Annotated in this window: 12 protein-coding genes; 9 read left to right on the forward strand and 3 right to left on the reverse strand. The window is 38.6% G+C overall.

The window, feature by feature from the left end; all coding sequences use genetic code 11:
- Window positions 1-225 precede the first annotated feature (225 nt).
- Window positions 226-798, reverse strand: a complete 573-nt coding sequence (locus tag CSB87_RS12390; protein ID WP_002053226.1) for a TetR/AcrR family transcriptional regulator — start codon at window positions 796-798, stop codon at window positions 226-228.
- Window positions 799-1128: 330 nt separating this feature from the next.
- On the opposite strand from CSB87_RS12390, the gene CSB87_RS12395 reads away from it, so the two are divergent.
- The 8 genes from CSB87_RS12395 (at window position 1129) to CSB87_RS12430 (ending at window position 10931) form a co-directional block, all read left to right on the forward strand.
- Entirely contained in the window at window positions 1129-1992 is an 864-nt protein-coding gene (locus tag CSB87_RS12395) for a hypothetical protein (protein WP_006582192.1), read from the forward strand.
- A 227-nt stretch (window positions 1993-2219) separates the two neighbouring features.
- Window positions 2220-3812: a peptide chain release factor 3 gene (locus tag CSB87_RS12400; RefSeq protein ID WP_004710644.1), complete on the forward strand. Its 1593-nt coding sequence runs from the start codon at window positions 2220-2222 to the stop codon at window positions 3810-3812.
- Between the two features lie 69 nt (window positions 3813-3881).
- A complete protein-coding gene (locus CSB87_RS12405; protein ID WP_006582191.1) occupies window positions 3882-4724 on the forward strand; it encodes a hypothetical protein in 843 nt (280 codons plus the stop codon).
- Window positions 4725-4811: 87 nt separating this feature from the next.
- A complete protein-coding gene (locus tag CSB87_RS12410) occupies window positions 4812-5753 on the forward strand; it encodes an RsiV family protein (protein WP_017393500.1) in 942 nt (313 codons plus the stop codon).
- Window positions 5753-6565, forward strand: a complete 813-nt coding sequence (locus CSB87_RS12415) for a TatD family hydrolase (RefSeq protein ID WP_006582189.1) — start codon at window positions 5753-5755, stop codon at window positions 6563-6565. Before CSB87_RS12410 ends, CSB87_RS12415 begins: the two co-directional genes overlap by 1 nt.
- A gap of 124 nt (window positions 6566-6689) precedes the next feature.
- Window positions 6690-9446: an aconitate hydratase AcnA gene (gene acnA / locus CSB87_RS12420; protein WP_006582188.1), complete on the forward strand. Its 2757-nt coding sequence runs from the start codon at window positions 6690-6692 to the stop codon at window positions 9444-9446.
- 122 nt (window positions 9447-9568) lie between these two features.
- Complete coding sequence (locus CSB87_RS12425; protein WP_006582187.1) at window positions 9569-10042, forward strand: RidA family protein; 474 nt, start codon at window positions 9569-9571, stop codon at window positions 10040-10042.
- 124 nt (window positions 10043-10166) lie between these two features.
- Window positions 10167-10931: a ThiF family adenylyltransferase gene (locus tag CSB87_RS12430; RefSeq protein ID WP_006582186.1), complete on the forward strand. Its 765-nt coding sequence runs from the start codon at window positions 10167-10169 to the stop codon at window positions 10929-10931.
- Window positions 10932-10996: 65 nt separating this feature from the next.
- Here the strand turns inward: CSB87_RS12430 and CSB87_RS12435 are convergent, their stop codons facing one another.
- Window positions 10997-11119: a hypothetical protein gene (locus CSB87_RS12435; protein ID WP_009503237.1), complete on the reverse strand. Its 123-nt coding sequence runs from the start codon at window positions 11117-11119 to the stop codon at window positions 10997-10999.
- Window positions 11120-11221: 102 nt separating this feature from the next.
- Between CSB87_RS12435 and CSB87_RS12440 the strand changes: the two genes are divergently transcribed.
- A complete protein-coding gene (locus tag CSB87_RS12440) occupies window positions 11222-12115 on the forward strand; it encodes a LysR family transcriptional regulator (RefSeq protein ID WP_006582185.1) in 894 nt (297 codons plus the stop codon).
- 11 nt (window positions 12116-12126) lie between these two features.
- Here CSB87_RS12440 and CSB87_RS12445 read toward each other — a convergent pair whose 3' ends face one another.
- Window positions 12127-12636 carry a hypothetical protein gene (locus CSB87_RS12445; RefSeq protein ID WP_002050979.1) on the reverse strand — a complete coding sequence of 170 codons (510 nt, stop codon included), beginning with the start codon at window positions 12634-12636 and terminating at the stop codon, window positions 12127-12129.
- Window positions 12637-12696 lie beyond the last annotated feature (60 nt).

Consider the following 12696-nt stretch of genomic DNA (forward strand, 5'->3'; position numbering starts at 1 on the left):
AGATGAGCTTAACTAACATTAGAGTTTTATTAATAAATTTTTTTTAAGAAAAGCTTGAGTTTATATAAAATAAGGCCGCTATGCATTTAAAACATAACGGCCTAATCTATATATAGCTAAAAAGATGAAACAAGTCTGTTCATGTAAAAGAGTATGTATTCAAGCTTTCGTATGGGTTAAAACAAGGTTTATTTATGAGATAGCATCATAAATAATTAAATCTATTTACGCAGCCGCACAGCTCTGCGTTGTTTCAAGCTCAATGAGTTTATTTATATAAGACCATGTTCTTTCAGCATTAATTTCTGGTTTATTAATGGTGCCATCAATAATAAGTCCATCAATAATATTTAGAAAAAGGCTGCTTAGAACTGTTGGATCTTCAATTTCTAGCTCTAAAAACATAGAGACTACTAAGTCGTAAATCCATTGTCTATATTGGTTCACTTGGCTTTTAATGGATGGATACATTTGTAAAACTTCTATAGTCGCTTTTTTAAATAAACAACCATAAAAATCTTCAGTGTTAATCCAGTCTATATACCAGTTAAAAACATTTTTAAGTTTATTTAACGGATCATGTGCGCGGTTTACCTTTTCTAGTAAAGAAGCCTGCACTTCCAAAATTCTTCGCTGAAGGCATTCTTCAATTAAAACTTCTTTAGAAGAGAAGTACTTATAGAAAGTCATTTTTGCAACATTGGACTCAGCAATAATTTTGTCTACCCCAATTGAGGTATAACTTTTCTGATTAAAAAGGGTCATTGCTGTTGTTATAATCGTTTCTCTTTTTGACATTGGTTGCCCCGTCATAGATATTTTTTGATTAACTTTGCTATTGTAAAGTATGAAAGCTTAAATAAAACTTATTTTATGATATTTAAAAAATTATATTTATTCAATAGTTTGGTTTATTTTAAAAAACAATAATATATATTTTTTATTGGCAATAGTTTACTTTTTTAAATAATATTAATTAATCCATTGATTTGTTGAGATAATAAACATAATATCGACTCGTTAAGTATGGGTATATGGAATTTATCCTTTTAGCAATTGAGTGCGAAATGGAAATAGAGGGATAAGCCTTAGCTTAACTATAAGAAAAACTTTTTATTGAGAATGATTATGTCAAAAAAATTTGAAGACTTTGATAATCCAAGACAAAAAGCATTACAAGGTATGAAAAATAGTATTTCTGCCCAACAGTGGGAAGAAAACTTACAATTTATCAAACAGTTAAGGAATAGAATTGCACATTTACCAGTAAGTCATCATCCAGCCATTGAAATATTAAATAACGGTTATCTTGATAAACAAACCTTGACACGTATTCATTTAGAATATCGTCATGCCATCGTACAAATTTTTACTGATGCTTTATTACAAGCACAGTTTTTAACAAAGCAATTGGAACCAAAGCTTCACTCTGGCGCCAAAATGTTTCCACGTGTGCTATTAAGCCTAAATATATTAGATGAATTTGGTTTTAGACCAGGTTTGGGTAAAGATAATTATTATTTAGGAAACCCTGAATATGCACATTATCCATTATATGAAGATTTATTAAATGACTATGGTTTGTCTGAGGACGACCGCCGTAATTATAAACCTTCAAAAATTGCAGATCAGGTGAGAACATTTTTAGAAGCTTCTTATGATAGCTATATGAATGTGGTGGCTTTATTGGCTGTAGCAGAAGAAGAGGTTATTCTTTTTAGCCCGCCATTAAGACAAGCCACCAAGTTTGTTAATATTGATGTTGAGGGTGGTGGTTATTATCACGTCCACGGCGTCTCAACAGATGAAACAGCAGAAGCTGCTGATGATGATCATCAAGATGACTTGTGGTTTGCATTAGCACAAGCGATTACCAAAGATGATTATGAAAGTTTGACCAAACTATGTCTTGATTATTGTGCATTGTGGACTGAGTTTTGGGATGCACAAATTGCCGATGTTCATTTTATTGAAGAAAAGAAATTGGCATAAGTTTTTTAAGTTCACTCGTAAAAGCCTGTTTATATTGGACAGGCTTTTTTATTGGTGTGACGGCCCGAATTTTTATATTTTCAGCAAAGTTATTTCAAATATGAAAACACGGGCCAACAACTCAACAATCTCTAAACAGTACCTATAAATCTGCTACAATTACGCCAATTTTTATTTTGATCGACTTTAGATCTTTGGCACTGCAATCTCCGCAGTAGGTGTATTTCATGAGTTTTAAAGATGAGTTAGCGGCACAGGTCGCTCAACGACGCACATTTGCTATTATTTCCCACCCCGATGCCGGTAAAACCACCATGACAGAAAAACTGTTGTTATGGGGTAAAGCGATTCAGGTTGCAGGGATGGTAAAAAGCCGTAAATCTGACCGTGCAGCTACATCTGACTGGATGGAAATGGAAAAAGAACGTGGTATCTCGATCACCACGTCTGTTATGCAGTTCCCATATAAAGGTCACACCATTAACTTACTCGATACACCGGGGCACGAAGACTTCTCGGAAGATACTTATCGTACGCTTACCGCGGTTGACTCTGCATTGATGGTGATTGACGGTGCAAAAGGTGTCGAAGAACGTACCATCAAATTGATGGAAGTGTGTCGTATGCGTGACACACCAATTATTTCTTTCGTCAACAAAATGGACCGTGAAATTCGTGAGCCACTTGAGTTGTTAGACGAAATCGAAAACGTTTTAAATATTCGTTGTGTACCAATTACATGGCCACTTGGTATGGGTCGTGACTTTGCTGGTGTATACAATATTCTTGAAGATAAATTGTATGTTTACAAAGCAGGTTTTGGTTCAACCATTACCGATATTGAAGTACGCGATGGCTATGATCACGCCGATATTCGTGAAAAAGTAGGTGAGTTGGCTTGGGCTTCTTTTGAAGAGTCGCTTGAGTTGGTACAAATGGCAAACGAACCATTAGACCGTGAACTTTTCTTACAAGGTAAACAAACACCTGTTCTATTTGGTACAGCATTAGGTAACTTTGGTGTTGACCATGTTCTCGATGCATTTATGAACTGGGCTCCTGAACCTAAAGCACATCCAACGCAAGAGCGTATGGTTGAAGCGAAAGAAGAAGGTTTCTCTGGCTTTGTATTTAAAATTCAAGCCAACATGGACCCTAAACACCGTGACCGTATTGCCTTTATGCGTATTTGTTCAGGTAAGTACGAAAAAGGCCTGAAAATGAACCATGTGCGTATTGGTAAAGAAGTCCGCATTAGTGATGCCTTAACTTTCTTGGCTGGTGAACGTGAGCACTTAGAAGAAGCATGGCCGGGCGATATTATTGGTTTACACAACCACGGTACCATCCAGATTGGTGATACTTTCACTAGCGGTGAAAACTTACACTTCACTGGTATTCCACACTTTGCGCCAGAAATGTTCCGCCGTGTACGTTTGAAAGATCCATTAAAGTCAAAACAATTGCAAAAAGGCTTGAAAGAGTTGTCTGAAGAAGGTGCAACTCAGGTGTTTATGCCACAAATTAGCAATGATTTGATCGTAGGCGCGGTTGGTGTGCTTCAGTTTGACGTTGTTGCTTACCGCTTGAAAGAAGAATATAAAGTTGACTGTGTTTACGAGCCAGTAAGTGTAAATACTGTGCGTTGGATTCATTGTGATGATGACAAGATTCTTAATGAGTTCAAGAAAAAAGCACATGACCAACTTTCAATTGATGGCGGCGGTCACTTAACGTATCTTGCTCCTAGCCGAGTAAACTTGCAGATTATGCAAGAGCGTTGGCCTGATATTGAGTTCCGTAGTACACGTGAACACTAAGCATATAAATGTGACAAACAGCTTCGAACAGAAGCTGTTTTGTTTTGAAAAATAAGAAAGGATGATGAAATGAATTTGAGTAAGAAGGCAATTATTGCGCTTGTAGTTGCAGCCGTAACACTAATCTCTGCTATTTCTGCATTTGTCTGGAAAAGCACTCAGTCCTCATCATCTTCTGAAAAAAATATAGCTTCTGCCCAAAAGCATGCTACTGAAAAGGCAGAGGTTTTACCTTACTTAAACTTGACTGAAACCAAGGCAAATTATGCAGTGCCTTTTTGTGAAAAGAAAAACTGTATTGATGTCGACATTCAAACTATAAAAACCCAAGATGCGTGGTTAAATAGCTGGATCGAAAAAAATCAGGCGAAAGTCATTCAGACTCAAATTAATTTGAAAAAAGATTTGAACCTGCAACAAGCAGTTGATGCTTACGTTAAAAAGTCAGACGAATGGCAAGATAAATATTCTAAAAACCGTGCCTATGAATTACACATTCATACACGCATTGCCTCGCAGCGTAATCAATATGTATTACTACAACTGGCTTTGGATAGTAAACAAGAAGAGATCACCATAAAAGATCGTTATTATTTTTTCGTGGCTGATCGTAAATTGCATAAAAGCTTAACTTTGCTTGATGTACTTCAAAAAGATCAGCAAACCACTGTGCATCAAATCGTGCAAACTGCGTATCAGGATTGGCTGAAAAAACAAAATGCTGACGTTAAAAAAGACGCACCAAAAACTTTGTATTGGGGACAGGCCGACTGGTTCTTTGATGGTGAGGGTGTAGGTCTACATTATCAGGCAAATCAGATTACCAAAGATGCGCCTCAGCTCGATATTTATTTAACGACAGAACAAACCAAAAAAATATTACAACCTGAGGTTTATGAACAAATGTTTTAAGTTGGTAGCAGAATTTGCAACCTACTTATAGATGCGCTAACTTCATATGAGTTATGCATAATCTTCTCAGAATAAAGGCAAAATATGATGTTAACTTCTAAGGCCTCGCTACGTTTAACGCTACTTGCTTCTGCACTATTTTTAGTGGCATGTCAGCCTAAAAGTGATCCTAAAGAGTCGAAAGATCAGCAAAAGCCAGCAGTGGTTGAGCAAAAGCCTGTGGAACTGACTTTAAAAGGGGAAACAGTTCAAAGTAAGGTGGTTTTGCCAGACTGTAGTGGTAAGACTTGCCCTGAATTTACTGTAGAGCGCTTGCAAAGTAACTATCCATTTATTGATAAGATTATTGATCAACAAGTTTTAAAAGCACTCGGACAGATTCTTGAAATTGCAGAACCAGATGCAAAAACAGCAAAAGCTGATAAAAAGACAGAAGCTTCGGGAGTTGCTGCTGCTGACCAACAAGATAGTTTCGATGTTCAGGTTCAGCGCTATGCAAATTCATTTATTGGTTTAGACAAGGAACTAAAAGAGTTAAGTAGTAATCATCAGATTAATCTTTTAGTAAAACCTAAAATTATACAGTCGCAAGGTAAGGTCGTAACTGTTGTGGTTAACAGTAGTAGCTATTTGGGCGGGGCACATGGTTCGGCTGCACAGCACTATTACAATTTTGATTTAAAAGAGGAAAAGCAAGTTAAACTTGAAAACTTGCTGCGTCCAGAGAAAAAAGCGGCTTTAGAAAAGTTAGCACATGAGGCGTTTAAAGCTTGGGTGACTGACTCAAAACTTGCCAATAGTGTGAGTGAATATGAACAAGCTTGGCCATTTAAACTCACTGAAAACTTCTTGCTCGGTGATCAGGGCTTGATTCTTCAATATGGCGAATATGAAATTGGTCCTTATGTTGTGGGGTTGCCTCGTTTAGTTATTCCATACGACCAATTACAAGATGTATTGAAAGAAGAATATTTGCCGCAGCCGAAAGCTAAACCAGCTTCGACACCTGCCGAAAAAAGTGCTAGCTAATGCATTTGTTTGATACCCATACCCATTTCGATGTTGCCGATTTTGATGAAGATCGGCAGCAGTTAGCACTTGAGGCTAAAAAAGTGGGTGTGGATGCTTTGGTGTTAATTGGCTTTTTACAGTCACGTTTTGATGATTTGGTACACACTCATCATCAGCTCAAGCAGTGGGAGAATGTGCCCACTTCTTATTTAGCGCCAGGGTTGCATCCGTTTTATATTGAGCAACATAGGCCAGAGCATCTTTCTCATCTTGAACAAATTTTGCAGCAAGAAGACTGCGTGGCAGTGGGTGAAATTGGCCTCGACACTTTTTTGAAAGAACATAAGCAGCCTGATATATATACCAAGCAAAAACAGTATTTTGCCGACCAGTTAGATTTGGCAACTCACTACCAAAAGCCAGTATTACTTCATATTCGAAAAGCACACGGGGACGTATTAGCAATATTAAAAGCACATAAGTTTAAACTCGGCGGAATTGCTCATGCCTTTAGTGGTGGAGTGGAAGAGGCAAAAGGTCTAATTAAGCTTGGTTTTAAAATTGGTGTGACGGGACAAGTGACTAACCCGAATGCGAAAAAGCTTCATACTGTGGTACAGGCTATAGGTGCAGAGCATTTAGTGATTGAAACAGACTGTCCTGATATGACCCCGCTTTGCTGTCAAACTTCAACTGAGCAGCGGACCCGCAATACGCCTGTGAACTTACCTTATGTACTCAAAAGTTTGGCCGAAAATTTAAATATAGCCGAGTCAGATTTAGCTGATTTGCTATGGAAAAACTCACTATCAGCATTGAAATTATCGTAATAAAAATCAAAGATTAGAAATAGTAACTAAAACAAAACACAGCGATGAAAAAAGAAGCTTAAAGTAAGAAAACAACATGTAAAAACGTGAAAAATAACATTGCCAGACATGGGAGGATAACCCAATGGCTAAGTATAGCAATATCAATAGTTTTAATGCTCTACAGACGCTAACAGTAGGTTCCAGCAATTATCAGATTTTTAGCTTAACCCAAGCCGAGAAAAAGCTAGGTGACATTGCCAAACTGCCGAAATCATTAAAAGTACTGTTGGAAAACTTATTACGGTTTGAAGATCAGCACAGTGTTAAAACAGAACACATTTATGCTTTAGCTGAGTGGCTAAAAACCCGTACTTCCGATCAGGAAATTCAATATCGACCTGCACGGGTTTTAATGCAAGATTTTACCGGTGTTCCGGCAGTTGTTGACTTGGCTGCAATGCGTGCTGCAATGGCACAAGCGGGCGGCGACCCTGAAAAAATTAATCCTTTATCACCTGTAGACTTAGTCATTGACCACTCCGTGATGGTGGACTATTTTGCCGATGATCAGGCTTTTGAAGAAAACGTTCAAATTGAAATGCAGCGTAATGGCGAGCGATATCAATTTTTGCGTTGGGGACAATCTGCATTTAATAACTTTAGTGTTGTGCCACCGGGTACCGGTATTTGCCATCAGGTCAATTTAGAATATTTGGCTCAAGCGGTGTGGCTAGGTGAAGACAGTGGTCAAACCTTTGCTTTCCCTGACACATTAGTAGGTACAGACTCACATACCACTATGATTAATGGTTTAGGGGTTTTAGGTTGGGGTGTTGGTGGTATTGAAGCAGAAGCTGCCATGTTGGGTCAGCCTATCTCTATGCTTATTCCTGAAGTGATCGGTTTTAAACTGACCGGAAAATTACAAGAGGGAATTACGGCAACCGACTTGGTACTCACCATTACTCAAATGCTTCGCCAAAAAGGTGTGGTAGGTAAATTTGTAGAATTCTATGGCGATGGCTTAGCCGACTTACCACTTGCTGACCGTGCGACCATTGCCAACATGGCACCTGAATATGGTGCAACTTGTGGCTTCTTCCCAATTGATGAAGTGACTTTGGGTTATTTGAAATTAACTGGCCGTCAAAGTGACCGTATTGCACTGGTTGAAGCATATAGCAAGGCACAAGGCTTATGGCGTAATCCGGGTGATGAACCTGTTTTCACAGATACCTTAAGTTTAGATATGAGTACGGTTCAGGCAAGTTTGGCAGGTCCAAAACGCCCTCAAGACCGTGTGCTTTTATCAGAAGTACCAAAAACGTTTAATGCGCTCATGGAGCTAACACTTAAGCCAGCCAAAGAAGCTAAAGAGCGTTTGGAAAATGAAGGCGGTGGTGGTACGGCTGTAGAAGCGACCAAAGCCAATATTCAGCATGAAAGCCCGTCTTGTGTGATTGAAGGGCAGGAATATCCATTAAATCATGGCGATGTCGTCATTTCAGCGATTACTTCATGTACCAATACCTCTAACCCAAGTGTAATGCTGGCGGCAGGTTTACTTGCTAAAAAAGCCATTGAAAAAGGCTTGCAGCGTAAACCGTGGGTAAAAAGTTCACTTGCACCTGGTTCTAAAGTCGTAACCGACTATTTATTGGCTGCTGGACTTACCCCGTATTTAGATGAGTTAGGCTATAACTTGGTAGGTTATGGTTGTACAACGTGTATTGGTAACTCGGGTCCTTTACCTGAACCAATTGAAGATGCAATTCAGTGTCATGATCTAAACGTGGCATCTGTACTTTCGGGTAACCGTAACTTTGAAGGGCGTGTGCATCCATTGGTTAAAACCAACTGGCTTGCTTCACCACCCCTTGTAGTTGCTTATGGTTTAGTTGGGAATATCCGTACCGATTTAACGACTCAACCAATTGGGCAAGGTAAAGATGGGCAACCTGTTTACTTAAAAGACATTTGGCCAAGTCAGGCAGAAATTGATGCCGTCTTACAAAAAGTAAATACCGACATGTTCCACAAAGAATATGCTGCGGTGTTTGATGGTGATGAAAGCTGGCAAGCGATTCAGATTCCAAAAAGTAAAACTTACGAATGGGCTGATGACTCGACTTATATTCGCCATCCGCCGTTCTTTGAAGGCATTGGTGAGCCACCAAAACCAATTAAAAATATTGAACAGGCACGTATTTTGGCAGTGCTAGGTGACTCGGTAACCACCGACCATATTTCACCAGCGGGTAATATCAAAAAAGACAGTCCGGCAGGTCGATATTTACAAGAACAAGGTGTTGAGCCAAAAGACTTCAACTCTTATGGTTCACGACGTGGTAACCATGAAGTCATGATGCGAGGTACCTTTGCCAACATTCGTATTAAAAACGAAATGCTCGGAGGTGAAGAAGGTGGTAATACCATTCATGTACCAAGTGGCGAGAAACTTGCCATTTATGATGCGGCGATGCGTTACCAACAAGAACATACACCGCTTGTGATTATTGCTGGTAAAGAATATGGAACAGGTTCTTCACGTGACTGGGCTGCCAAAGGAACGAACTTGTTAGGTGTTAAAGCTGTCATTGCCGAAAGTTTTGAACGTATTCACCGTTCAAACTTGGTGGGTATGGGCGTGTTGCCATTACAGTTTGTTGATGGTCAAACCAGACAGTCGCTTAACTTAACCGGTCATGAAGTCATTTCGATTCGTGGTTTATCGGATGGCGTTCAGCCTCATGAAATTCTTGAAGTTGATGTGAAAGGGCCAAATGGAGTAGCCAGCCACTTTAATGTGTTATGTCGAATTGATACGTTAAATGAGGTTGAGTACTTTAAGGCGGGTGGTATTTTGCATTATGTGCTGCGGAATTTGATTGCGTCATAAAAAGATTATCTTTCAAGAGTTACATAAAAAAAGCCTCATATTCATGAGGCTTTTTTATTGTCTTTGTTTACTGGATAAGCTAAATATAAATGAAATAATTTTTGTTATAAGAAGAAGCAATTATGGATAGAGATACATTATTTTTAAAAGTTGAATCTCGATTGGGATATGATTTTTCAGGGGATATAAAAATAGGAGGTAAATATACCTCATTAATTGAACACGCTGGACTTGTATTTATTAGTGGTCAAATTCCGAGAGTGGGAGATACGGTACAGATTTGTGGAAAAGTTGGATTAGATGTTGATTTGTCAGATGCACAGCTTGCTGCAAGTATTAGCACCATGAGAGCTTTAGCAATTTTAAAACAGCACTATGGTACTTTAGATGTTATTGGAAAAGTTTTACAAATGAATGTATTTGTTCATTCAACTTCATCGTTTATACAGCAAAGCGAAGTTGCTGATGGAGCATCTGAAATACTTTATGAAATTTTGGGTTCAGATACGGGACGGCATACACGTACATCGGTCAGTGTATATCAACTTCCAAAAAATGCATCTGTTGAAATTAACTTCATTTTTGCTTTGAAATAAAAGTAAGTTGGTAGAATTCAATTATTTCAATTTTACTGGGTATTTTTATTTGTAAGAGCGGCAAGACGCTCTACTTAAAAAACAGTAAAATATATAGTTTGATTTTTTAGAGAAAGCCAGTTCCATGTCCGATTTACCAGAAAATGATGAATATGACCGCCGTTTTGCAGGTGTAGCCAAAATTTATGGTGATTCATCGTTCCAGCACTATGAACAAAGTCATGTGATGGTGATTGGTATTGGTGGGGTTGGCAGTTGGGCGGTAGAAGCTTTAGCACGTACAGGTATTGGCGAGATCACACTAGTCGATATGGATGTGGTTGCGGCATCAAATGTGAACCGTCAGCTACCTGCAATGACCTCTACTCTGGGCTGTGAAAAAGTTGAGATTATGGCGGAGCGTTGTCGCCAAATTAACCCACGTATTAAAGTTAATATTATTGATGACTTCTTAACACCAGAGAATGTCGCAGAGCTTTTAAACCCTATACCAGATATTGTTTTGGACTGCATCGATGACGTTAAAGCAAAACTGGCTTTAATGCTCCATTGTCGTTTTAATAAAATTCCTTTGATTGTGTCGGGTGGGGCAGGTGGTAAGCTCGATCCACTTAAAATCCGTGTGGCTGATTTATCAAAAACAGAGCAAGACCCAATGTTAGCGAAGTTACGTAGTCAGCTTCGTGCTCGCGGCATATGTAAAAAGCCAAAAGAGAAATTTGGCATTACCTGTATTTATTCTATCGACAATCCGTTTTCTAGTGCGGATGTCTGCCCATCGGCAGGGTTGCGCTGTGGTGGCTATGGTTCAGCAGTAGTAGTGACTTCAAGCTTTGCCATGATTGCTGTGGCCGAAGTTTTGAAAAAACTCGATTTAAAGAAAGCCTAATTTAAATATTGAAAAGGCATGCGCTTAGGTGAGAGTACATGCCTTTTATTTTTGAGAGAAACTATTTAATCGTACAGCTCTATGTGGTCTTGCTGTGGCTGTGTAGGTAGCTGCTGATCATAAAATTTAAAGCACCATAAAATTAAAATAACGATGGTGCATATTGCGAAACCTTTTAAATATTTCATGAAGAATTCAATCAAGTGAATGGTCTTAATAAAATTCTAGCGAAGGGAATCTATCTAATCTAATATAGAAAATAGACCAAATGATCTAATTTTGAGATGGTAATGCTCACATTAAAACAATTCCAATATTTCATAAAAATTGTTGAAGAAGGGAGTTTTACCGCTGCTTCGGAAAAACTATTTATTGCTCAGTCTGCTTTAAGTCGACAAATGAAGCTATTAGAAGAAGAGATAGGTTTTCAGTTATTTGATCGCACTGATAAAAGGGTAAAACTCACGGCAGCGGGAGAAGTGTTTTATAAGAAAATAAAAGATAATTTGCTCTACTTAAATGAAATTATTGATCTTGCCAAGAGTGTTTCGGAAGGGAAAAACCGCCAGATTAAAATTGCTCATTCAAGTAGCATTGTTATGGATCATAAAAAGGTACAAATATTAAAAGAAGTTAGCTTAACGCAGCAGCTGAGTTTTGAGATCAATACCTTGTCATCCGAGCAGCAAATCTTAGCTTTAATGAACGGTGAAATTGATATTGGTTTTATTAGACCTCCCGTTCGGCACACACTAGATGAGATGAGCATTCTTAAGTTATATGAAGAGCCTTTAATGGTGGCTGTGCATACCGAGCATGCCAAATTTGCTAAAGCAGAAAAGGTTTATTTAAAAGACTTGAAAGATGAGTGTTTTGTAACTACAGCTCATGCTGACAGAGGGGGCTTAAGTTATTTGGTCGCAAATCTGTGTTTAGCTGCAGGATTTACTTCACAAAAAGCCCCCATTCTGTCACGTAAGGTTTCGCAGTTACAATTGGTCGCTGCAAATTTGGGAATCAGTATAGTTCCTGAAGAGTTCAAACAAATTTTACCTAATCAGGTAAAGCTATTACCTTTGGCAGATGATTTGTCATTCTCAGAAGTTTTCTTGGTTTATAGAAAAGATCAGGATGAAATGATTCAGCATTGTGCCGAGCAAATTCATCAAATGTTTCAATCTTAAAAAGCAGTAAATTAACCTAATCTGTAGTAAGTATAGGTGACGTTGTCATCTTTATAGACGTCGTAACTGCTTTGTTTGAAGTCTGAAACCCATTCACTTCCTGTGTAACCAGCGATGTGACCATAAACATGGTTGCGAGTTCTGTGAATGATGTAAATGTCGCCTTCTTGAGGCTCATCAAAAGCTGGGTTAATTTCTTTATAGCCAATCTTTTTCAGGGTATCGCCCCAATCAGATGCTGCAATTGGGTGGTTTTCAACATCGGCACCAGCAGATTCAAGTGCAAGACGAATGCTACGTGCACAACGAGCTTTGCTGCGTCTAGAAGTAACACTTTCTAATTTTGCTACGAATTTTTCTACATCAATGGCTGGAGGGGTATTACTTTCAGTGCGGTGATTGTTGGGTTTCATGGTGAAGGGATAAGGAAGGCTTGGTGTGCTGTGTGATACAACAATCGCTGCCTGATTTGAATCCTGATACATATAGTTATCAGCTACTTGTCCGTCATAAATAATCATCGTGAAATCTCTACCCGTACTACCTATATCCGTATTTAGAAAATCACCACCTACCTGTGG

Origin of the sequence: Acinetobacter sp. AR_0276, assembly GCF_003000705.1 — a bacterium.
GTDB classification, from domain to species: Bacteria; Pseudomonadota; Gammaproteobacteria; order Pseudomonadales; family Moraxellaceae; genus Acinetobacter; species Acinetobacter nosocomialis.

Coding starts and splice junctions, on each gene's coding strand:
- CSB87_RS12390 (WP_002053226.1), bottom strand. CDS start 798: ATGTCAAAAAGAGAAACGATTATAACAACAGCAATGACCCTTTTTAAT.
- CSB87_RS12395 (WP_006582192.1), top strand. CDS start 1,129: ATGTCAAAAAAATTTGAAGACTTTGATAATCCAAGACAAAAAGCATTA.
- CSB87_RS12400 (WP_004710644.1), top strand. CDS start 2,220: ATGAGTTTTAAAGATGAGTTAGCGGCACAGGTCGCTCAACGACGCACA.
- CSB87_RS12405 (WP_006582191.1), top strand. CDS start 3,882: ATGAATTTGAGTAAGAAGGCAATTATTGCGCTTGTAGTTGCAGCCGTA.
- CSB87_RS12410 (WP_017393500.1), top strand. CDS start 4,812: ATGTTAACTTCTAAGGCCTCGCTACGTTTAACGCTACTTGCTTCTGCA.
- CSB87_RS12415 (WP_006582189.1), top strand. CDS start 5,753: ATGCATTTGTTTGATACCCATACCCATTTCGATGTTGCCGATTTTGAT.
- acnA (WP_006582188.1), top strand. CDS start 6,690: ATGGCTAAGTATAGCAATATCAATAGTTTTAATGCTCTACAGACGCTA.
- CSB87_RS12425 (WP_006582187.1), top strand. CDS start 9,569: ATGGATAGAGATACATTATTTTTAAAAGTTGAATCTCGATTGGGATAT.
- CSB87_RS12430 (WP_006582186.1), top strand. CDS start 10,167: ATGTCCGATTTACCAGAAAATGATGAATATGACCGCCGTTTTGCAGGT.
- CSB87_RS12435 (WP_009503237.1), bottom strand. CDS start 11,119: ATGAAATATTTAAAAGGTTTCGCAATATGCACCATCGTTATTTTAATT.
- CSB87_RS12440 (WP_006582185.1), top strand. CDS start 11,222: ATGCTCACATTAAAACAATTCCAATATTTCATAAAAATTGTTGAAGAA.
- CSB87_RS12445 (WP_002050979.1), bottom strand. CDS start 12,636: ATGATTATTTATGACGGACAAGTAGCTGATAACTATATGTATCAGGAT.